The 21730-nt window shown below is 68.9% G+C and carries 19 protein-coding genes and 1 tRNA gene; 10 read left to right on the top strand and 10 right to left on the bottom strand.

The window, feature by feature from the left end; genetic code table 11:
• The first annotated feature begins 175 nt into the window (after positions 1-175).
• The 3 genes from L593_RS09995 to L593_RS09985 all read left to right on the top strand — a co-directional run bounded on the left by L593_RS09995 (position 176) and on the right by L593_RS09985 (position 2257).
• Positions 176-832 carry a hypothetical protein gene (locus L593_RS09995; protein WP_020446844.1) on the top strand — a complete coding sequence of 219 codons (657 nt, stop codon included), beginning with the start codon at positions 176-178 and terminating at the stop codon, positions 830-832.
• Positions 833-969: 137 nt separating this feature from the next.
• On the top strand, positions 970-1434 hold the full coding sequence (locus L593_RS09990) for a DUF5812 family protein (RefSeq protein ID WP_020446843.1): 465 nt from the start codon (positions 970-972) through the stop codon (positions 1432-1434).
• Between the two features lie 349 nt (positions 1435-1783).
• Positions 1784-2257 (top strand): redoxin domain-containing protein, encoded by a 474-nt coding sequence (locus L593_RS09985; RefSeq protein WP_020446842.1) that lies wholly within the window; start codon positions 1784-1786, stop codon positions 2255-2257.
• A gap of 138 nt (positions 2258-2395) precedes the next feature.
• Here L593_RS09985 and L593_RS09980 read toward each other — a convergent pair whose 3' ends face one another.
• Positions 2396-2725 carry a hypothetical protein gene (locus tag L593_RS09980; RefSeq protein WP_020446841.1) on the bottom strand — a complete coding sequence of 110 codons (330 nt, stop codon included), beginning with the start codon at positions 2723-2725 and terminating at the stop codon, positions 2396-2398.
• A 245-nt stretch (positions 2726-2970) separates the two neighbouring features.
• Between L593_RS09980 and L593_RS16310 the strand changes: the two genes are divergently transcribed.
• Positions 2971-6699 (top strand): PAS domain-containing protein, encoded by a 3729-nt coding sequence (locus L593_RS16310; RefSeq protein ID WP_020446840.1) that lies wholly within the window; start codon positions 2971-2973, stop codon positions 6697-6699.
• Positions 6700-6915: 216 nt separating this feature from the next.
• Here the strand turns inward: L593_RS16310 and L593_RS09970 are convergent.
• A tRNA-Thr gene (locus tag L593_RS09970) sits at positions 6916-6987 on the bottom strand.
• Positions 6988-7093: 106 nt separating this feature from the next.
• On the opposite strand from L593_RS09970, the gene L593_RS09965 reads away from it, so the two are divergent.
• The gene (locus L593_RS09965) at positions 7094-7906 is read left to right on the top strand and encodes a hypothetical protein (protein ID WP_020446839.1); all 813 of its coding nucleotides are present in this window, start codon (positions 7094-7096) and stop codon (positions 7904-7906) included.
• Positions 7907-8021: 115 nt separating this feature from the next.
• The gene (gene dnaG / locus L593_RS09960) at positions 8022-9434 is read left to right on the top strand and encodes a DNA primase DnaG (RefSeq protein ID WP_020446838.1); all 1413 of its coding nucleotides are present in this window, start codon (positions 8022-8024) and stop codon (positions 9432-9434) included.
• A gap of 36 nt (positions 9435-9470) precedes the next feature.
• On the opposite strand, the gene L593_RS09955 is transcribed toward dnaG, so the two are convergent.
• A complete protein-coding gene (locus tag L593_RS09955; protein WP_020446837.1) occupies positions 9471-10799 on the bottom strand; it encodes a DUF92 domain-containing protein in 1329 nt (442 codons plus the stop codon).
• 392 nt (positions 10800-11191) lie between these two features.
• Here L593_RS09955 and L593_RS09950 point away from each other — a divergent pair, with 392 nt between their 5' ends.
• Positions 11192-11812: an undecaprenyl diphosphate synthase family protein gene (locus tag L593_RS09950; protein ID WP_020446836.1), complete on the top strand. Its 621-nt coding sequence runs from the start codon at positions 11192-11194 to the stop codon at positions 11810-11812.
• Positions 11813-11905: 93 nt separating this feature from the next.
• A complete protein-coding gene (locus L593_RS09945; protein WP_020446835.1) occupies positions 11906-12118 on the top strand; it encodes a hypothetical protein in 213 nt (70 codons plus the stop codon).
• A 62-nt stretch (positions 12119-12180) separates the two neighbouring features.
• Here L593_RS09945 and uppS read toward each other — a convergent pair whose 3' ends face one another.
• On the bottom strand, positions 12181-13125 hold the full coding sequence (gene uppS, locus L593_RS09940) for a polyprenyl diphosphate synthase (RefSeq protein ID WP_144060745.1): 945 nt from the start codon (positions 13123-13125) through the stop codon (positions 12181-12183).
• A 148-nt stretch (positions 13126-13273) separates the two neighbouring features.
• On the opposite strand from uppS, the gene L593_RS09935 reads away from it, so the two are divergent.
• Both L593_RS09935 and L593_RS09930 read left to right on the top strand, forming a co-directional pair.
• Positions 13274-13663 (top strand): universal stress protein, encoded by a 390-nt coding sequence (locus tag L593_RS09935; RefSeq protein ID WP_020446833.1) that lies wholly within the window; start codon positions 13274-13276, stop codon positions 13661-13663.
• A 178-nt stretch (positions 13664-13841) separates the two neighbouring features.
• Complete coding sequence (locus L593_RS09930; protein ID WP_020446832.1) at positions 13842-14681, top strand: DUF429 domain-containing protein; 840 nt, start codon at positions 13842-13844, stop codon at positions 14679-14681.
• A 162-nt stretch (positions 14682-14843) separates the two neighbouring features.
• Here the strand turns inward: L593_RS09930 and L593_RS09925 are convergent, their stop codons facing one another.
• From L593_RS09925 to L593_RS09900, 6 genes are all read right to left on the bottom strand, one after another.
• Positions 14844-16133, bottom strand: coding sequence for a TIGR00300 family protein (locus L593_RS09925; protein ID WP_020446831.1), 1290 nt, complete (start codon positions 16131-16133; stop codon positions 14844-14846).
• A 149-nt stretch (positions 16134-16282) separates the two neighbouring features.
• Entirely contained in the window at positions 16283-17971 is a 1689-nt protein-coding gene (locus tag L593_RS09920; RefSeq protein WP_020446830.1) for an ammonium transporter, read from the bottom strand.
• 508 nt (positions 17972-18479) lie between these two features.
• A complete protein-coding gene (locus tag L593_RS09915) occupies positions 18480-18971 on the bottom strand; it encodes a hypothetical protein (RefSeq protein ID WP_020446829.1) in 492 nt (163 codons plus the stop codon).
• Positions 18968-20359: a DUF58 domain-containing protein gene (locus L593_RS09910; protein WP_020446828.1), complete on the bottom strand. Its 1392-nt coding sequence runs from the start codon at positions 20357-20359 to the stop codon at positions 18968-18970. The genes L593_RS09915 and L593_RS09910 overlap by 4 nt, the downstream gene beginning before the upstream one ends.
• A complete protein-coding gene (locus L593_RS16035) occupies positions 20356-20907 on the bottom strand; it encodes a hypothetical protein (protein WP_020446827.1) in 552 nt (183 codons plus the stop codon). Before L593_RS16035 ends, L593_RS09910 begins: the two co-directional genes overlap by 4 nt.
• On the bottom strand, positions 20907-21710 hold the full coding sequence (locus tag L593_RS09900; protein ID WP_020446826.1) for a DUF4129 domain-containing protein: 804 nt from the start codon (positions 21708-21710) through the stop codon (positions 20907-20909). The genes L593_RS16035 and L593_RS09900 overlap by 1 nt, the downstream gene beginning before the upstream one ends.
• Positions 21711-21730 lie beyond the last annotated feature (20 nt).

Raw genomic sequence — 21730 nt, 5'->3', positions numbered from 1 at the left:
GGAAGCCAGGCGAGGCGACCTGACGGTGACAGCCCGGTCGCCCCAGCGATTTTCCGAGCATATCCCGTAAATCGGCGGCTACCAGCGTAACCCGGTCGGCAATTCGGCGCGCCCCGGCGGCGGTTCCGAGTCGCTGTGGAGTAAGATTCACCTTCGTCGGGACCGAGCAGGCGGTATGGTCGAACTAACCGGAGTCGCACTGATCCTCGGGGGCGGGGTACTGCTCGCCTTCGGGGCCGCCCTCTCCGTCTACGGCGTCGCGTTGCTGGGCGCGGTACTCGGCGGCGGTGCGGGCTACCTGGTCGCACCGACGATCGGCGGCGCGATCGGACTGAGCGGGGCCGTCGCCTCGCTCGCCGCAGTCGCTATCGGCGTCGTCGCTGGCGTACTCATTGCCTACACCGTCCTCTCGATGGTCGTCGCGATCGCCGGCTTCGCGGTCGGGAGCTTGCTCGGCGTGTACATCGTGAGCGACCTCGCCGGCGTCAGCGGGATGCTCCCGAAAGCCGGCGTCGCGCTCGGGACCGGGATCCTCCTGGCCTTCCTCGCGATGTTCCTGACGAAGACGGCGCTCATCGGCATCACCGCGTTCCTCGGTGCGTCGTTCGCGTCGACGCAACTCACCGTCGGGAGTTTCGAAACCGCCGCCTCGGACCTCACCGTCGATCCGCTCGTCGTCTCGCTCGAGAACCCGATCTTCCTCGGGCTGTTCGCACTCGGCGTGCTCACGCAGTTCGGCCTCTTCAAACTCGGATGGGTCGGCAAGATCGCCGGCGCGCTCCCTGGCGCCAGCGTGATCAGGGATCGCGGCGAGCAGGAGCCGGCGAGCTAACACCGGTCGCGAGCGAGCGATCCAGCCGCCCGCACGGACCGATTCTGCTGACGCTTCCGGGCCCCGACGCCAGAGCGACTGCTTCGGCGGTCGATCCAACGCGCAAGCGAAAAATGGCTCCCCGCCGAGGTTCGAGTATGACGACGACAGTCGGCACCTTCCTCGTCACGGAGGCCGATCCCGAGTCCGCGATTCTCCGGAACGTCGAGGACGGCCAGCTGCACACGCTCTCTACGAATCCGGATCTCGACGCCGGGGAGGTCGTCGAGGCAACGCTGACCGCCGAGCCACCGATGGAGGTGACCTGGACGGCCGAGATCGACGATCGGCGGACGATCGAGTGCGAGGTGGTCGATCTGGAACCGACCACCCGGTCGGCGGAAGCCGCTGCCTCGCTCGCCGAGGGCGAACTGGAACGCTTCGAACGGGCCGGCGAGGGCGAGGTCCACGTGCTCACGGTCGGCGCGGACGGCGTCGAGACGGCGGTGGACGACGTGCTCGACGACGAGGCGACGATCGAGCGAGCGGCGCGGCTCGGCGCGGTGCGCGTCGAGATCCGGACCGGCGACGAGTTCCTCAGCGTCCGCTACCTGCCGAAGTAATCTGGCGGCACCACCGAAAAACGCGACCCGCCGGCCGGGTGGGCCGAGGGGGCGGTCTAGTCGCGGAGTTGCTCGACCGTCGCCTCGAGTTCCTCGAGCGCCTCTCGGAACTCCGCTTTGGCCGACTCGTTGCGTTCTTCGGCCTCCCGAGCGGCACTGTCGAACGCGTCCATGACGCCCGTACCGCCTCGTCTGTGTCGCTACTCCGGGACATGGCCGCAGGCGGATGGTGAACCCGGGAGACTGAAAATCGCAGTGTCGGCGCGGTAGTTCTCGCCAGTACCGGCGCCACGGCGACGCGAATCGATTCGGCCCGGCCGTTTTGTCTCGGGCGACCGTACTCCCTCGCATGCCGTCCACTGGCGACCACGCCCCCAGATTCGACGCGACGCTCGGCACCAGCGACCACGAGGACTTCTCGCTCGCCGACCACCTCGGTGACGGTCCCGTCGTCCTCGCCTTCTTCCCCGGTGCGTTCACGCCGCCGTGTTCCAACGAGATGGTCGCGCTCCAGGAGCGCATCGACGAGTTCCACGCCGCTGACGCCACCCTCTTCGGCGTCAGCGCCGACTCGCCCTTCTGCCAGGGCGCCTTCCGCGAGGAGCACGGCCTCGCGTTCGACCTCGTCAGCGACACAAGCGGCGACGTCATCCGGGCCTACGACCTCGACATCGACATCCCCGACCTGGGCCTCTACGGCGTCGCGAACCGCGCGGTGTTCGTCCTCGACGACGACGGCGAGGTGGCCTACGAGTGGGAGTCCGCGGATCCGACGCACGAACCGCCGTACGAGGAGCTGTTGGAGGCCGTTCGATCGGTCTGAGTAGCGAGGTAGCTTCGGAGCCCACTGCCACGATTCGGCCCGAGCGCGGAACGCAGACGTAGTGTGCCTCTACGCTCTCGACGTATCTCCCGCTAGAGGCGCAGGCGACGAGAGTGCGCTACGACCCCTCCCCGATGCTCACGACTCGTGCTCGCGAGGACACGCTTCGACCCGGGTCGCCTCCGAGTCGTAGCGGATGACGCCGAAGTCAGCCATCATCGGAAGATGGGCGTGGTGGAGCGTGATGGCCACGTGTTCGACGTTGGTACCGTCGGCTCCGACGTCGTCTCCTTCGCGCGTGGCCACCGCTGCGGCCAGGCTCTCGAGGTCGACCGGTTCGGTCCAATCGGTCAAGACCTCGAGCGCTACCCGCCGACGTTCCGCCGCGAGTAACCGGTGACGGTCGTCGGGTGGGAGGTCGGCCGCACTCGTTACCGTATCCGTACTGTCGGTCGGTGACTGGATCATCGTGGGTTAGTGCTTGGGGCGCCGTGGTATCCGGCGTGTATCCCTGCGTCAGGCCGCTCGAAACCTAAGGCTGTACTAAAACTGATTAGGTACTCGTGGACCGTCAGACGTTGCAGATTGCGTACCAGATTATGAACAATATTTCACGTGAGATGACGCCGCGGAGGTCGCTCCCGTCCATTGCCCAGCCCGAGCTAGCCTCCAACGGCGGAGGGCTTACAAACGCAGGCACCGAGGAGGTGCCAATGGCGTCACCGTCCCTGACCGAGGCGCTACGCGAGACGCTCTCCCGCTTCGAGAGTCTCGGCGAACCGAGGACGACGACCGAAGTGGCAGATGCGCTTGACCTCGGTCGTCGGAGCACCTACGAACGGCTCGAACGACTCGTCGACCGCGACCGCCTCGAAACCAAGAAGGTCGGTGGAAACGGTCGCGTGTGGTGGCGGCCGCCGGCGACGGCCGACGTGCCTCCCGACTGGTCGGCCACGGCAGCGTCCCTGATTGACGACGTCCTCGACGGCGCCGAGGTGGGCATCTTCGTCCTCGACGAGGACTTCGAGGTCGCGTGGATCAACGACGCGACCGAACGCTACTTCGGCCTCGACCGGGATCGCGTTCTCGGCCGGGACAAGCGCCGTCTCGTCGAGGAGCAGATCGCGCCGGTCGTCGACGACAGCGAGACGTTCACCGACACCGTCCTGGCGACGTACGACGACAACACGTCCACCGAGCAGTTCGAGTGCCGCGTGACGGCGGACGACGAAGCGCGCTGGCTCGAACACCGCAGCAAGCCCGTCGAAACCGGCGCCTACGCCGGCGGCCGCGTCGAACTCTACTACGACGTCACCACCCGAACGGAGGTCGAACGGGCCCGCGAGCGGGACCGCGCCCAGTTCGAGTCCGTCGTCGACGCCGTCGAGGAGTACGCCATCGTGATGCTCGATCCCGACGGGCACGTGCAGACCTGGAACGAGGGCGCAGAGCAGATAATGGGGTACGCGGCCGAGGACGTCGTCGGCGAGCACTTCTCGACGTTCTACACCGACGACGCACGGGAAGCCGGGGTCCCTGAAGCTAACCTCGCCGCCGCGTCGAGCGACGGGCCAGTCGACGACGAGGGGTGGCGGCTCCGGGCCGACGGCTCACGCTACTGGGCCACCGTGACGATCACCGCTCACCGCGACGACGACGGTGCGATCGACGGGTACGTGAAAGTCACTCGCGACATGACCGAGCGCCTCGAACACGAACGGAAACTCCAGCACGAACGCGATCTCCTCGACCAGGTGCAGGAGGCGAGCCCGATCGGCATCGGCATCTTCGACACGGACGGCGAACTGTATCGGGGGAACCGACGGTTCACGGAGCTACTCGGGTGGAACGACGCCGATCCGTCGGGCTATTCACTCGGTGAACAGCCGCTCCTCGACGCCGACGGTGACGTGATCCCGTACCCCGAGCGGCCGGCGGCACGAGCACTCTCGACGGGTGACACCGTCACAGACCAGCGGATACGAGTCGACGGCCCCGACGGCCGGACGCGGTGGCTCTCGGTGAACGCCAAACCCGTCGGCGGTGAGGTCGACGGCGTCGTCGTCACGATGACCGACGTCACGCGACTCGAAGGCCAGGCCCGTCGCCTCGAACGCCAGCGCGACGACCTCCAGCACGAACTGGAAGACGTGTTCGAACGGATCGACGACGGGTTCTTCGCGCTCGACGCCGACCTCCAGTTCGAGTACGTCAACGAACGGGCCGGGTCGCTCCTGGACCGCTCCCCGTCGGAACTCGTCGGAACGCACGTCTGGGACGCGGTGGAAGCCGGGTCGAAGGCGGAGGCCGCATTCGAGGAGGCCCTGGAGACGCAGGAGTCGGTCTCGTTCGAAGAGTACTACGAGCCCCAGGAGACGTGGTTCGAAAACCACGTCTATCCCTCCGAGTCGGGCCTCTCCGTCTACTTCGAGGATATCACCGAACGCAAGGAGCGCGAACGCCAACTCGAACGCCAGCGAGAACTGCTCCGGCACACGGAACGACTCGCCGGGACCGGCGGGTGGGAGACGGACGTCCAGACGGGGAACCAGCGGTGGACCCAGGGACTGTTCGACATGCACGACGTGGACGTCGACGATCCCTCCCAGGAGCTGGTCCCGACGGCGGAGGAGTACATCTCGATGGTGGCCCCCGAACATCGGGACGCGTTCCGGGACGCCGCAGAGCGCTGTATGACGGAGGGCGAATCCTACGACGAGGAGATCCCCATCACCACCGCCGAGGACCGCGAGCGGTGGATTCGGACGATCGGCGTCCCCATCCACGAGGACGGTGACGTCGTCGCGCTCCGCGGTGCTGCCCAGGACATCACCGAGCGCAAGCAGCGCGAGCGCGAACTCGAGGAGTACCGACGCTGGAGCGAAACCCTCGTCGAGAACTTCCCTGCCGGTGCCGTCGCCCTCGTCGACCGAAACCTGCGGTACGTCACCTTCGCCGGCACGCCAGAAGGGGACACGGACGTGACGAGAACCGACCTCCAGGGGCGGCGCGTTCGCGACGCGTTGCCGGAACAGATCGCGGACACCGTCGTCCCGGCATACCAGGCCGCCCTCGACGGCGACCCGTCCGAATTCGTGGACACGATCGACGACAGGGTCTATCAGTTCCACTTCGTCCCGGTACGCGACGACGACGGCGAGGTGTTCGCCGCAACGGCGATGTCCCAGGACATCACCCAGCGAGTCGAGCACCAGCGGCAACTCGAACAGCAGCGCGAATCCCTCGCCGCGCTCAACAACCTCAACAGCGTCGTCCGTGACATCACCGAGGCGGTCATCGAGCAGTCCACCCGCGAGGAGATCGAACGGACGGTCTGTGAACGCCTGGCCGACTCCGAGTCCTACCTGTTCGCCTGGACCGGTGAGGTGGATCCCGCGTCCCAGACGGTGGACCTCCGTGCAGAGGCCGGCGTCGAGGGGTACCTCGACGGGGTCACGATCTCGGTCGATCCCGACGACGAACGGAGCGAGGGCCCGACGGGACGAGCGTTCCGGACGGGAGAACCGCAGGTCACCCAGGACATCCGTGCCGACGACCGCCACGACCCGTGGCGCGACCACGTCGAGCAGTACGAGATCCGGTCGTCGGCCGCGATCCCCATCGCGCACGAAGGAACCGTCTACGGAGTGATCAACGTGTACGCTGACCGGCCGCAAGCCTTCGAGGGACAGGAACTGGCGGTGATCAGTCGACTCGGGGAAGTCGTCGGCCACGCGATCGCCAGCGTCGAGCGCAAGCAGGCGCTGATGAGTGACGAACTCGTGGAGCTGGAGTTCCGGATCCAGGACGTGTTCGCCGGACTCGACGCCCCCGAGACGGACGGGACGATAACCTTCGATCAGGTAGTGCCGGTCGACGACGGCGAGTTCCTCGTCTACGGGACGATGGCGCCAGACGCCGTCGATACCATGACGACACTCACCGAGGACCTCCCGCACTGGGAACAGTACACCATCCGGTCCGACGGCGATCCAATGGGCTTCGAACTCCGGATGACCGATCCACCGGTGGTCGGGGTCGTGGCATCACACGGCGGCTACGTCGCGCAGGCCGCCATCGAAGACAGCGACTATCGGATGGCGATCCACCTCGCGCCGAGCGTCGACACTCGGCGGATCGTCGACGCCGTCGAAACGGCCTATTCGGACGCCGAGATGCTTCGACGTCGGCAAATCAGTCGGGTCCACGAGGACCGGAAGGACTTCCAGCGCAACGTCGTGAACGACCTCACGGACCGACAGCGAACGGCACTACAAACCGCCTACCACGCTGGCTTTTTCGAGTGGCCCCGCGACACCACCGGCGAGGAGGTCGCCGAGGCGATCGGGGTGGCGTCGCCCACGTTCCATCAACACCTCCGCAAAGCCGAGCGGAAAGTCCTGGACGCGATGTTCTCGTCGCCCCTCCACAGCGTCGGCTAGCCGACACGTTTCGACGTGTCGCGTCGACCCCATCGCTGTCGCTCCGGGGTGTGGCGCTCGGAAGAAGTCTAGGCCGGAATTTGAATCCAGAGCCAGACGGTCGCTCACTCCGCTTCGCTCCGTTCGCGCTGCGACTGGCAGGGATTCGAATCCCGCGTCCGGCGTATCTGCTCACCGGAACCCGTCGCTGACGCTCCGGATCGATGGTTCGCAGAAAGCCTAGGCCGGAATTTGAATCCGGGGTCTCGTCCTTACCAAGGACGCGCTTTACCGCTAAGCTACCCAGGCGCGCATCACCCTCTTGCCCGGAAAGGAGTTTGAACGTTTCGATACGCTGGGCGCGGCAACCGCAAGCAGGCGCGACGCTTTTCCTGACCGACGCCGATCACCAACCGTGCCCCGAGCGGTCGCGATCAACGTCGGCGCCAATAGCTCGCTGCCGGGCTTTCGCGGACCGGTCAATCCCGACGGCAGCGCCGTCTACGTGCCGATTCCCGAGCGCGAACCGATCGCTGCCGACGCGACGGTCCCGACCTACGCCGACCTCGGACTGCCAGTCGAGATTCCGGACGCCCACCGCGACACCGACCTGCACCTCGATCCCTCCTTCGCCGAGTATCCCCACTGCAGCGACTACACGTACGGCGACGAGCACGGCGTGAAGGCCGCGCCGCTGCTCGACCTCGACGCGGGTGACCTGGTGCTGTTCTACGCGACGCTGCGGACCGTCGAGCACGGCGCGGGCGAGGCCGAGCCGCCAGGGTCGATGCCCGGCGTGATCGCGCCGCCGACACCATCGAGCGCGACCGAGTCGAACGGCGCCGGGCCGCGGTGCGCCGATCCCGCCGACTGGCGACCACCGAAGTGGGGTGCGTTCGTGATCGGCGCGTTCGGGCTCGATCGCGACCCGGTGTCTGGCGAGGCATTCGACGAACTGCCCGCGGCAGACCGGGAGCGTCTGGCCGAGAACGCCCACCGGAAGCGCGCGGAGCCTGACGGGGCCGTCTACCTGCTCGGCGATCCGGAGCGGTCGGGGCTGCTCGATCCCGTCATCCCGCTCTCGAAGCCCAGCGGCGGGGCGGAAGCGAACGACGTCGTCACCGCGCTCTCGGCCGACTCCGGCAAGGGGCCGTGGTGGCGCCGGCCGCTTCGATTCGACGCCGGTGCCACGGCGAGTCTCGCGCCGACGATCGATGCCTCGATCTAAGCGATCGGGGCCGAGCCGGCCGTCAAGGCCCCGAGTTCCGATAGGACTTTGCGTGCTCGTATCCCTAGATGTAACCAACTGCTAGGCGGCCGTGATCGCGGCCGTCCCTCCACCAATGGACAACTCTGCAAAGTACCTCATTCACGCCGCGTTCGCTGCCGACGGCATCGTCGAGCGGAGCGACGTCGTCGGCGCGGTCTACGGTCAGACCGAGGGCCTCCTCGGCGAGGAACTCGACATCCGCCGGCTCCAGGAGTCGTCGAAACTGGGGCGGATCGACGTCGAGGTCCAGACCGCCAGCGGGCAGTCCGCCGGCGAGATCACGATCGCGACGAGCCTCGATCGCGTCGAGACCGCGACCCTGGCTGCCGCGCTCGAAACGATCGACCGCGTGGGGCCCTGCCGCGCCACGATCGAGGTCACCAACCTCGAGGACGTGCGCGCCGCGACGCGCCGGACCGTCGTCGATCGCGCCCAGGAGCTGCTACTCTCGGAGTTCGAGGGCGCCACGAGCGACGCGATCGTCGAGGAAGTCCGCCGCCGCGTCGCCACGGCCGACATCACGACCTACGAGGGGCTGCCCGCCGGCCCGAGCGTCGCCGACGGCGACGCGATCGTGGTCGTGGAGGGTCGGGCGGACGTGAAGGCGCTCCTCGCCGCCGGGGTCAAGAACGCCATCGCCGTCGAGGGCACCGACGTGCCGGAGATCGTCGCGGACCTCAGCCAGGAGCGTCGGACGACCGCCTTCCTCGACGGCGATCGCGGCGGCGAACTGATCCTCCAGGAACTCCGGCAAGTCGGCGATGTCGACGCCGTCGCCTTCGCGCCCGCGGACCGCTCCGTCGAGGATCTCTCCCGTTCAGAGATCCTCGCGGCGCTCCGCAGTACCGTCGACGTCGCCGCGCTGGGCGACGCCGCCAGCGCGAGCGACCTCGCCGACGCCGCGCGTGCTCGAACTTCCGGCGGGACCGCGATCGAGACGCCCGGCAGTGACGAGCAGGAGCCGTCGGCCGATCTCGAGACCATAGAAGGCGAGGAGGCGAACGTAGCCGAAGCGGACTGCACGAGGCCCGAGCGAGCGGAACCCGTTGGCGAGGACGGGGACGCGATCGAAGCGGGCACGCCAGCGGACGACGGATCTGCGGGTGCATCGGTAGACGACGTACCCGAGGCGGGATCCGAGCGCGATGAAGGATCCGAGTCCGAGGGATCGCCGCCCGAGGACGCCGACGAACCGCGGACGATCCACGACCACGTCGAGGCGATCCAGGGCACCGACGACGCGCGATTCCTCGACGCCGAGGGCGTCCCGCTCCAGACCGTTGCCGCGTCGGACGCCTTCGACGCCCTCGAGGCCGCCGACCACGTCCCAGTGCGGATCGTCCTCGACGACGCCCTCGAACAGCGGCTCCTCGACCTCGCGGCGCAGCGGGGCGTTCGCGAAATCGTCGCGACCGACCTCGGCGAGTTCACGAAGCGGCCGACGGACGTCCGCGTCCGGACCGCTGCGGCCCTGCTTGGCGAGTAGCGGTTCGTCGGCGTCCGGCAGTCACAGAACGGCACCTCAGAGTGCGAGTCCAGTGACCGTCACCAGCCCGAGCGCGACTGCGATGCCAGCCGCGGCGAGCGCACCGGCGAGCGTCGCGGCGAAGTTGACGCCCGCGTTGCCGAGGAGTCGGCCCTCTGCCGTAGCACCGAGGACGGAGTCCACGGTCATCCCGGTCGCGCCGCCGATCGCGACGACCACGGCACCGAGCATCGCGACGTCGGGGAACGCCACGAACGCGAGCACCCCGATCGTCGCGGTACCGAGTGCACCAGCGAGTGTGCCCTGCCACGTGACCGCGCCGTCGGTGCCCGGCGGGACCTTCTCGAAGGAGGTGATGAGCCTGGTTCCGTCGAAGGCGCCCCCGATCTCGCTGGAGAGCGTGTCGCCGAGCGCCGTCGCGACGGCGCCGGCGAAGGCGAACGGAACGAGCGCCGTCGGTGATTCGACGAGGCCGGCCTCGATAGCCGCGAGCCCACAGACCGCGCCGACCGCCACGAGCGAGTTCGCGAGCACGTTGACGCCGCCGCGGTTGCCGCCGTTCTCTTCGGCGACGCCCCGCTCGAGTTTCGTCTCGTAGCGGAACTTCGTCGCGAGGCCGCCGACGCCGAAGAACGTCAGGAGGAGCGCGAACCACTCGTAGCCCGCGAGCACGATCGTGACGAGGCCGAGGAGGACGCCGGCCAGGACGCCCTCCAGCGACGCCGTGTCGAGGGCGTAGGAGAGCACACCGAAGACGACCATCACCGCGACGGCGACGGCGACCGCCGTGGGGTCGGCGCCGGCGTCCACGGCGGCGAGGAACCAGAGGACGAGGCCGACGGTGAAGAGGACCGGCGGCTCGTCGCGGGGGAACAGCATCGAGCGAACGAGTGCGCCGACGAGCGCGCCAGTCAGACAGAGTAAGAGGAGACTACCGGCCGCGATCTGGTCACCGGCGAGGAGCGCCGCGCCGGCGATCCCGACGGCGGCACCCGCCGCTCCAGCCGCGAGGAAGCCCAGCGTCGGTGCGACCGACGACCGGACGGAGACGACCTCCGCGCCGAGGTTACCGATCGCGACGAGGAGAACGCTGCCCGCGAAGACGGTCACCGGGAGGTCGCCGAAGACGGAGAGTCCGCCGAGGACGGTCGCCGCGAGTGCGAAGTCGAAGAGCCCTCGGAGCCGGCCGGCCTCGCGATCTGCCGGCCGCGCGAACAGTTCGAACAGCGGCCCGTGCGTGATCGCGAGCGCTCCCGCTGCCACGAGCACGAACGGGAGGATCGCAGCCCGCCCCAGCAGGGGCGCGGCGAGCGCGAGGGCCCCGACGGCCCCGAAGGCCCCCGCTCGCCGCACGGTCGGGTTCACAGTACCGGGCCTTTCGCGGAGGATCACTTAACCCTCCCGAACGCCCGACTCGACGGTATTCGATTCCTACCGTGCGGCCAAACGGGGCGGGACAGGTAATTTTCGGGCGTGGTATTTCGAGAGGAATCGAGACGGCCCCGGCCGGGGACGAGCGGCGCTCGCGGACGCAGATCCGTCGGCACCTGCGGGCGCGAGTCCCGGGGCGCTCGGGTATGAGAATCTGGCGGCACTCCCGGACGAAGTTCCAGCGGCGCCCACGGACACCGATCCCCGAAGCGCTCGCGGATGCGAATCTGGCGGGACTCGCTGGCGCGATTCCCGCGGTGTTCGGGGATGGGGTCCGCTGGCGAGAACCCGGGCCGCTTTAGGCGGCGACCGCCGTCGGACCGCCCGTGGGACTGTACGATCGCTACCTCGCGCTCCGCGTCCGTGCCTCCGACGCCGAGCCACCCGAGCACGTCGCGCTCGTCATCACGGAGCGCGACCTGCTGGAGCCCGGCGCCTACGAGACGCTCTCCACCTTCCTCGAGTGGGCGTTCGCGTACGGGGCCGAGCGCGTCACGGTGTACGTCAGCGTGCTCGACCCGGAGGCGATCGAGGCGTTGCGACGCGGCCTCGACGCGGTCGACGCGCCGCGAGCCATGGCGGTTCACGGGCCGGACGAGTCCGCAGACGAACGTGCGACCTCGAACGCCCCGATCCAGGTGAGCGTCGGGCTCGGCGGCAAGCACGAGTTCACCCAGGCAGTCCGCTCGCTCGCCGAAGCGGCGGCCGCCGGCGACCTCGACCCAACCACGATCGACGAGGGAGACATCGAGGCCGAACTCGTGCTATCCGAAGAGCCGGACCTCGTGATCAAGACCGGCGCGGAGCGCCTCTCCGATTTCATGATCTGGCAGTCCGTCTACTCGGAGTTGTACTTCACCGACGTCAACTGGCGGGACCTTCGCAAGCGCGACTACCTCCGGGCGCTCCGAGAGTACGCCGATCGGAGCCGACGGTTCGGCCGCTGAAGGCAGCTCCAGAGGATCGCGTAGTCGGCGCGAGGCGGCCCAGGACCCCGAACGGCCACACAGTTTATCCTGTGTTCCACGCAATCAATACTCGTGAGCAGCCAGCGAACGATCGCCCTCGTCGAGGAGGACGACGGCTGGACGGCCATCGACGAGGAAACGGGGCTGGAGTGTCGTGGCGAGGAGCGCGAGACGGCGCTGGAGCGACTCGACGACGCGGTCGCGATCTCCTTCGACGGCGAACCCGACGGCGAGAATGACGCAGAACCTGCAGCCGACGAGGCGCTGGAGTGGTTCGAGGAGTGAGGGACGGCAGAATCAGGTAGGACCGTACGCAACCAGGGAGCGACCGCGACGAGCCGTCCGTGCTACTCGCCGGAGGGCGACGGATCAGCCGGGTCCGCGACGTCTGTCGCATCGGTCTCGGGGGCCGGACGCTCCGCGGCTGGCAGCGCGTCGCGGCAGCGCCGCACCGTCTCGCGAGCCTCGGCGAGTTCGACGCCCCCGAGCGCCCGGAGCAGCGCGATCCCCCGCCGAGCGCGGGTCCGACGCCAGGACTCCTCGCGGTGCTCGTAGGTTCTGAGTCCACGGAGGAAGTCGGCCCGCGAGAACTCGGGCCAGTACGGGGCGCAGAAGTACACCGCGGCCTCGTTGCCGTTGGCGTGCCAGGGGAGGAAGTTGCTCGTGCGCTGGACGCCGCCGGTGCGGACGATCAGGTCGACGTCGCGGACCCGGCGGTCGTACAGTCGATCGGCGACGGTATCGACGTCGATCTCCTCCGGATCGAGGTCGCCCTCGGCGGCCTCGGCGACCACGTCTCTGGTCGCGGAGAGCAACCGCTCCCGGCCGCCGTAGGCAAGCGCGACGTTGAGCACGAACTGGTCGTAGTCGGCGGTCCGCCGTTCCGCGTAGTCGATGGCGTCGCGAACGCGCTCCGGTAGTCGCGGGAGGTCGCCGATCGCGCGGATCGAGACCTCGTTCTCGTGGATCTCCTCGGCGTCGGCGAACTCGTAGAGCTTCTCCTCGGCGAGGTCGAAGATCACGTCGAGTTGTTCCTGCGGACGGTCGAAGTTCTCCGTCGAGAACGCGTAAAGCGTGAGCTCCTCGACGCCGAGTTGCTCACACCACTCGAGAACCGCCTGCGTCGTCTTTGCGCCCTCCCGATGGCCGTCGGTCGCCTCGTCGCCGCGCTCGCGGGCGTACCGGCGGTTGCCGTCCTGGATGACGGCGACGTGCTCGGGCGGATCGTCGATCGCTCGTTCGAGCTGGCGCTCGTAGGCCCGTTGGAGGCGGGTTCGAAGCCACTCGATCACGGGGACCACTCCGTCACGGTGGGTGAATCGAACGCACCGCATTTGTACGTTTCCGTCGGGCTCCCCGATCGCTGCGTCGCGGACGGCCGGCGCGACCGTCGCCAGGCCGACGGCACGCTCTTGCCCACGGATCCGGTAGCCACACCCGATGCGCAGCCTCCTGGCAGTCGATACCGTTCACACGGCGGCGGCAGCGGCCGACTATCTCGACGACCGACTCGATCGGGGAGACGACGTCGTCGCGCTCGCCGTGGTGGGACCCGACGACGCCGGAGCCGACGCGACGCGCGACGGCAAGGAGGCGCTGAACGTGCTGGGCGTCCGGCTGGCGACCGTCGATGTCGAGACCGTGGAACGACGGGGCGAGCCGTCCGAGGTGATCCTGGACCTCGCGGAAACACGTGACGTCGACCAGATCGTGCTCGGAGCGCGCGCTGGAACGCCGGACGCAGCGACCGACGGCGTCGGCTCGACCACCGTAGAAGTGCTCGAGGACGCGACCGTTCCCGTCGTCGTGCTACCGATCGGCGAGCACTGATCGGCGAGGGGAAATCGAGCGGGAACGATCGAGGTCACTGGCTGCTCGAAGGACGGCGAACCGGACCTGGTCGGGCAGGAGGTACTTGTAGGAGGGCCGGGTACCGGTATGCCATGTGCCGACGTGACGGGGCGTCGAGCGGCCTCACGAACGTACCAGCACGGCCGCGGTGGGAGCCATGAGTTCGACGACGGGCCGCCGACGCGTCTACGGCGTGGACTTCAGCGGCGCCCAGGACGCCGGACGGAACGTCTGGCTCGCGAGCGCCACGCGGCGGGCCGATTCGCTCGTCGTCGAGGGCTGTTACCCCGGCGAAGCACTCCCGAACTCCGGTCGGGAGCGCGACGCGTGCCTCCCCGCGCTCCGCGAGTTCCTCGCCGGCGCCGACGACGCCATCGTCGGTCTCGACTTCCCCTTCGCACTCCCCGCCGAGTTGATCGACTCGTCGACCTGGCCGGCGTTCGCCGCTGCGTTCCCGAACGGAGCCGAGGGACCCACGGAGTGGGCCGAGGCCTGCCGTGATCGGGCGGAGACGCTCGACCGGGACCGCGTGGAACTCAAACGCGCGACGGAGGACGAGACTGGCGCGCCGTTCTCGCCGTACAACCTCCGCATGCGCTCGAGCACCTACTACGGCATCTCGGCGGTCCTGGCACCGCTCGTCGATCGTGACGACGCCAGCGTGTTGCCGATGATGCCCCCGAACCCCGGCACAACCTGGCTGGTGGAGGCCTGTCCGGCGGTGACTCTCGATCGGCTCGACCTCGAATCCGAGGGATACAAGGACGACGACGAAGCCGCCGAGGAGCGTCGCGCCGAGATCGTCGACGCGCTGGCGACGGGCCCGGCGACCGTCGCGCCGGCCGTCCGCGACGCAGCGATCGAGGAGCCCGACGGCGACGCGCTGGATGCGGTGCTCGCGGCCGTCGGCGTGACGATGGCGGTCGACCGGGGGGAGCCGACCTCGCCAGGAACGGTCGACGCGCGGACCAGGATCGAGGGCAAGATCTACGCCTAACCACCTTTTTTCTCGTCGGGTGTCCTCGCGCGCCAGAGGCGCGCTGCGGGCACCCTCCTCGAAAAAATCTGGACCAAAAAAAAGCCGAGCCTCGCTTCGCTCGGCTCGGGGGAATCGCTCGCGCCTGCGGAGCTCGCGAATGCTGTTGAAAACCGCCTTCGCTCACTTCGTTCCGCTACCTCCACAGCCACGATCGTTGCCGCACCCATCCTTCGGCGCGGCCTCGCCGAGCACCGCATCGGCGAGCATCGGGAGAAAGGCGCCGACGTCGGTCACGAGTCCGATCGCCTGCGCGCTGCCCCGATCGAGCAATTGCGTGACCGTCGCCGGGTTGATGTCCACGCAGACGACCTTCGTCGTCGACGGGAGGCAGTTCCCGACGGCGACGGAGTGCAGCAGCGTGGAGAGCATGAGCACGAGGTCGGCCTCGCGGGCCTGCTCGCGGATCGCGTTCTGGGCCTCGATGGCGTCGGTGATCGTGTCGGGCAGGGGACCGTCGTCGCGGATCGAGCCCGCGAGCACGTAGTCCACGTCCTTGTCGATGCACTGGTACATCACGCCGGACTCGACGACGCCCGCCTCGACGGCGGGTTCGAGGCCGCCGCGCCGGGAGATCTCCGAGATCGCGTAGATGTGGTGTTTGTGCCCCTCGCGGGGGTGTTCCATCGTCTCGACGTCCATCCCGAGGGAGGTGCCGTAGATGTCCCGCTCGACGTCGTGAACGGCGAAGCCGTTGCCCGCCGAGAGCGCGTCGACGTACCCCTCCCGGACGAGCGCAGCGAGGTCGTCCGCGCCGCCGGAGTGGATCACTGCGGGGCCACAGACGGCGAGGACGTCCCCGCCCTGCTCCTGGACCTCCTCGAGGGCGTCGGCGACCTCCCCGATCAGGGATTCGGAGGGCCGCTCGGAGGAGACGCCGCCCTGCATGAAGCCGAAGGCGCCGCCGGATCCGCGGGGCCGCTCGGGCGGATCGACGCGGATGCCGGCGTCACCCACGACGACGAGATCGCCTTCTTCGACGCCGTTGAGGACGCGGGTTTCGGCGCGCGGTCCATCGGAAGACTCGCCGTCCTCGACCACCACGGCACAGTCCATCTCCGGGTACTCGACGTCGATCCACGCTCCCTCCCAGCGGATCTCCGTCGGGTGGTTCGTCGTCGAGTAGAACTCCGGCGGCACGACGCCGTCCGCCGGCGCGGGCTCGACCGTCACGTCGCTGGGGTCGGAGAGGTAGGCGCCGTTCTTGTTGAGTTCGTGGAGGATCTCGCGGAGGTCGGACTCGGTGTCGGCTTCGACCTCCATGCGGCAGTAGGACTCCTCGTCCTCGTGGCGACCGATGTCGAACGCCTCGACCTCGAAGTGGCCACCGAGGTCCATGACGAGCGTGAAACACCGCTCCATCGTCCCGGAGTCGATGATGTGACCCTCGAGCTCGACCGTGCGGCTGGGCATGCTACTAGCGTCGGAGAGTGACGGCTTCAGGATTGGGGGCAGTGTGGGTCGGCTCTGTGCCGTCGCTGGCGGAACGATAATCGGGAGAAAATTGTGCGGCGAAATGAGGGCCGCAGTGCGTCGGATACGATGCTCCGCAGCGACCGGTTTCAGACCGCTTCGGGACCGGTCGCGCCGGTGCGGATCTGGGTCGCCTGCGTCACGGGGAGGACGAAGACCTTCCCGTCGCCGGGTTCGCCAGTGTTGGCGCCGTCGCGGATCGCGTCGACGACGTCCTCGGCGGGAACGTCGGAGACGATGCACTCGATCTTGACCTTCTGGTGGAGGTCGACCGTGTACTCCTCGCCGCGCCACTGGCCCTTCTTCGCGGGCTGGGAGCCGCGGCCGGAGACGTTCGTTACCGTGAGCGACGGTGCGCCGACTTCGGCGAGCGCCTTCTTGACGTCGCCCAGCTTGTCCGGGCGGACGACCGCCATGACCATCTCGATGTCGGTGGCGAAGGAACCGCCGTCGGTGCGGAGCTGTTCTTCGGGAACGGGAGCGCCCCCGTCCGTGGCGACGTCGGGCTTGCCGAACTCGGGGTAGGTGTCGACGCCGTGTTCGGCGACGTCGAGGCCCTCCCGTTCGTGGGCGGGCGTGACGCGAGCCTGTCCGATGGCCTTGAGACCGCCCCAGACCGCCGCGGTCGCTGCGACCGTCCAGACCGTGATCATCGCGACGCCGAGGAACTGCGCGACGAAGGCGTCGGCGATGCTGGTGCCGCCCAGCGCCGCGTCGGTCGCGACGAAGGGGTACAGCAGCGTGCCGAGCACGCCGGCGGAGCCGTGGACCGGGAAGACCGCACAGACGTCGTCGATCTTGAGCGTCTTCTCGACGAAGCCGAAGACGAGGGGCAGCTGAGCGCCGGCGAGGCCGCCGACGACGAACGCGCCCCACCACGTCGCGACGTTCGGGATGGCCGTGATGCCGACGAGGCCGGCCAGCAGGCCGTTGGCGACGTAGAGCGTGTCGACCTTGCCCGTCTTCGCCCAGGCGACCGAGCCTGCGCCGATGGCGCCCATCGCCATCGCGACGGTGGTCGTGAGGACGACGCGGCCGAGCGTGTCACCGTTGAGCACCCATTCCCCGCCCTCCTGAACCACGACCGATGCCGTGCCGACGTTGAAGCCGTACCAGCCGAAGGCCAGCAGGAGCGTGCCGAGCACGGCGAAGGTCAGCGAGTGACCGGGAATGACGTTGACGCTGCCGTCCTCGTTGTACCGATCCATGCGCGGACCGAGTACCCAGGCCGCGGTGAGGCCGGCGATACCGCCCATGCCGTGGACGATCATGCCGCCCGCGAAGTCCTGGAAGAACGTGCCGAGGAACTCGTTGACCCAGTAGCCGGACCAGGTGAACGCGAGGACGACCGGGTAGATCACGGCTGCCAGCGCGATGGTGTACGTGACGTACGCGCGAAGCTTCGCGCGGCCGGCCACGGCCCCGGAGACGATCGTCGCCGCGGTCATGGCGAAGACGGCCCCGTAGAACCAGCCGGTTCCCCAGGACGCCGGCGAATTGTTCGGCGTGAACGACCAGCCGCCGGTCGAGCCGACGAGGTCGCCCACCAGTGGTGCGAGCCCCGCTCCGACGAGCAGGAAGGCCAGCACGCCGACTGACCAGGTCAGCAGGTTCTTCGTGAGCTGGTTCGCGACGTTCTTCGAGCGGACCTGCCCGGCCTCGAGCATCGCGAAGCCGGCGTGCATGAAGAAGATCAGGAAGGAGACGACGAGGATCCAGGTGTAGTTGATCGCACCCGCGGTCTCGGCGCCGATCTGCAGCGGCATCGCGCCTACCATACGGACGTCACCTCGGTTTCGGCCCGCCCGGTACTGCAGCCCGCAAACCTCCAATCGTACTCAATTTCACCTAATTCGTGATCGTTCGTATTGCGCATCACGAATAGTCTGCTTGATCCATACGGATATAAGACTTAGCGTTGTTATTTGTCCAATAATATCGTCCTATGCAGACGGCCGTCGGAGATCATAGTTCTTCTAGGGCGTATTAGGTAGTTGAGCGTCCACGAATCGACGCCCAGACCGCCCGAGAAGCGGCCGTTCGTCGAGTGGGAACGTTCCTAGAGATTGCCCATCTGGCAACAATTGCACCGAATCTCCGTCCCAGCGATCGAGCGCGCGGCAGGAATTGCCGCCGATCGGTGAACGCGTCGTCGAGTGGTGACCCGACCGTTCGACGACTGGGCACTACTGCCGCCCCAGTCGTGTGACGACCTTGCGACAGTACGGGACGGTTCCGGTGCGATCGCCACGGAGGAGGTCGACGGCGGCCACAGGAGTCTGCCAGTCAGTCGACGAACAGCCCAGCACTCAGCACGATCGCACCGAAGGCCACGAGCACGAGGCCGAGCGGGGAGGGGTAGATCGTGATAACCCCTGGAAGGAGCGCGATCGAGCAAGCCGCTCCGAGGAGCACCGTCGTCCCCGCGACGTGGGTCGCTTCCAACCGAGTCGTGTTCGCTCGGGGGAGTTCGGTCCGAAGCTGCACGCTCGTCCGGCCAGTCGTCCACGCCAGGACGATCGCACCACCTGCGGCGACGACCGACCAGGATCCGAGTCCGCCGGCGGTTCCGGGATCGCTCGCGGTCGCGAAGAGAAGCGCGGCGAACGACCCGGTACAGCCGAGCGTGACCGCGCCGATCCGGCGTCGGACGAGCCCACCCAGGAGCAGGGCCAGGCCCGCGCCGCCGAGCAGGGTCGGCCAGGTGCCGGTTCCCACGAGCACGAGCGCGATCGTACTGGCGAGCGTCGCGCACGCGCCAGCGAGTCGTCCCGTCACCGCGTCACCTCCCGAGGGATCGCACGCTCGAGCGGTCGGTCCGCCGGCCAGTCGACGACTGGAAGCCCGGCACCTCGGAGCGAGGCGACGCGGTGGCTGCGTTCGATCCCCGCCAGCGCGCGGCCTGCAGTGGCGTCGTCGGTGGGATCCGGGCTCACGACCGTCACTGGCGTCCCGGTCGCGTCGAGTCGCGTCGCTAGCTCGACCGCGTCACCGTCGAGGAGCGGCGAGAGGAGGAACAGTTCGGCGCGACTCCCGAGCCGCTCGCGGACCCAGGCGACCGTCGAGCTCCCCGACGGCGTTGCCGCGCCGGGCGACGTCACGCTCCTGGGCCGTTCGGCTAGCAGCGCCTCGATCTGGCGACGGTGCGCGGCGCCACTGCCCGGGCCGATCCACCGTCGATCCGGACCGAGTCGCGCCACGCCGACCTGGTGCCCGTCGGCGTCGAATCGGTCGGCGATCGCACTCGCGGCGTCGAGCGCGCGTTCGACGGCAGTCGGGCGATCGGAGGACGGTGCGCGGACTGCGACCGGGCGCGCGTCGACGGCGACGACGACTGACGCACCGCGATCCTGGCGGTAGTCGACCGTCGCGAGTTCGCCGGTGCGGGCGAATCGGCCCCAGTCGACCCGGCTCGGCGCGTCACCGTGGCGGTACTCGCGGACGCTCTCGAAGGCGATTCCCTCGCCACGGTCGTCTGTCGGGTGGTCGCCGGCGAACCGCGCCGAGCGCGTCCGGAGCGGCGGCGACTCGCGGAGCCGCGTCGTGGCGTCGGCTTCGACGGTCCGTCCGTCGTCGACGGGGAGCCGCGCCCGTCGCTCGACGACGCCGGCCACGTCTCGAACCACGGCGAACGGCCGTTCGAAGGCGTGCGTGCCGGATCGAACCGCGACGGTGTAGGTCGTGGTCGCAACGTCGCCTGGACGGAGGGTCGTGCCAATGCCAGGGGTTCCGTCGACAACCTCGATGCCCGCCGGGAGTGCATCCACGAGGCGAACGTGGGGCAGCGTCCGATCGCCGACGTTCTCGACAGTGAGCGTGACGCTGCGGTGCGTTCGGGCGTCAGCGCCTGCGGGACCAGTGCGACGATCGGATCCATCCCCGCCAGACGCCGGTACCGGCTCGCCGTCGTCTACTTCGCACGTGACGTTGCCCCCATCGGTCGCACAGTCGTCCGCGTCGTCGATCGTCCGTCGCACCGCGAGCGTCGCTGGCGGGGGCGCGACGAGCCGGGCGTACGCGAGCAGTGCCACACCTACGCCACCGACGAGCAACAGTGGCGGCTGGCGAGTCAGAAGGCCCAGCTTCGCCGCGACGACCGTCGCTACGCCGATGCCACGCCAGCGATCCGTGCGCTCGACCCCAGGCTCGAACTGCTCCCCGTTCACGGCTCTCGCTCCCGGTCGGCCAACTCGTCGATTACGCGGCGGGCACGGACCGCGAACGTCGGTTCGCCGGCGAGGACGCGTCGAACCCGTTCGCGGAGCGAGGGCGCGTGCTCGACCGAGTCTGCGAAGAACGCGACTGCCGCCCGGTCGTCCGTCCAGGTGCCTCGATCGATGCGCCTTCGAGCGGTCTCCCGCGAGCAGTCCTCGGCGTCCGCGACGACCTGGACCGCAGTGGCCGCCAGCCGGTCTCGGACCGGGGCGCGCTCTTCCTCGTCGACTCGGGCGGAGATCGACGCGAGCGTGCGATCGAACGCATCCCCGGGCGCGTCGACGGCGGTTCGATCGCGAGTATCGGCCAGCGACGTCGCTGCCGGGCGTTCCCGCGCCCGACGGACGGCACCGAGTCCGCCCAGTGCGAGTCCGAGCACGACGACGAGTCCGAGAGCGGGGACGACCGGCGGTGCGACCGGAGCGGACATCGGTGTGAGCACCAACGTCGCGCCCGCGGCCGTCGAGGCACTGCCGATCGCGAGCATGAGTCGGCGCACTATCGATCACCGCCGTTCGAACGAGACCGGGTCGTTGCGGTTGCGTCGCTCGTCGATCCCGCCGGCGTCTGATCCTTCGATTCCGGCGGCACCTGCTCCGTCGATTCCGCCTGCCCTTGCTCGTCGGGCTCAGCCGCGTCGATCCGATCTGCGGCTGCCCTCGCACGGCGCTCACGTTCGGGCGTCGCCGACGCGTCCCCGTAGCGGACGCACTCGAACAGTTCCGTCAGCGACGCGACGGCGTCGGCGGGGTACCCGGCCCCGATCGCTCGCCGGGCGACCTGGCGCGGAGAGGTCGAATCGACGTCGTGTAGATCGACGCCGTCGGCCAGTTCGCGCCAGGCGCGATAGACGTCGTTGACCGGCGGCGCGTCGAGCGATCGATCGGCCCTGCCCGCCGATCGAGCGGTGTGACGGATACCGGGCACGTCGTCACCGGTCGCCACCACGTCCTCGCTCCGGTCTCGTTCGCCGGATCGGAGCCCGACGGCGGTGAGACCGAGGACTGCGATGCCGAGGACGCCGAGCAGGAGCCGCGGATCGCCCGTGGGAAGCAGCGTGGCGACGTGCGAGCGGAGGTCGAGGACGGAACAGCCCGGACAGTCCACGGAAGGACCGCCGTCAGCGCTTTCGACACCGCCCCCGGAAGCGCCAGCGTTGGGATCCTCCGGATCGTCCGGGAGCGAACCGCCGTCGGCGGGTTTCGCGTCGGGGACGGTCGGGCCGAACGCCGCGGCGGCAAGTACGAAGGCCAGCACAGCCGTGATCGCGACCGCTGCAGAGCGGAGGGCGCGTCGGTCCACGGGCGTCGCTACTGGTGGGT

The organism is Salinarchaeum sp. Harcht-Bsk1 (assembly GCF_000403645.1).
GTDB lineage: Archaea > Halobacteriota > Halobacteria > Halobacteriales > Salinarchaeaceae > Salinarchaeum.
Note: the sequence above shows the minus strand (reverse complement) of the source record. Positions and strands in the feature narration are given on the sequence as shown.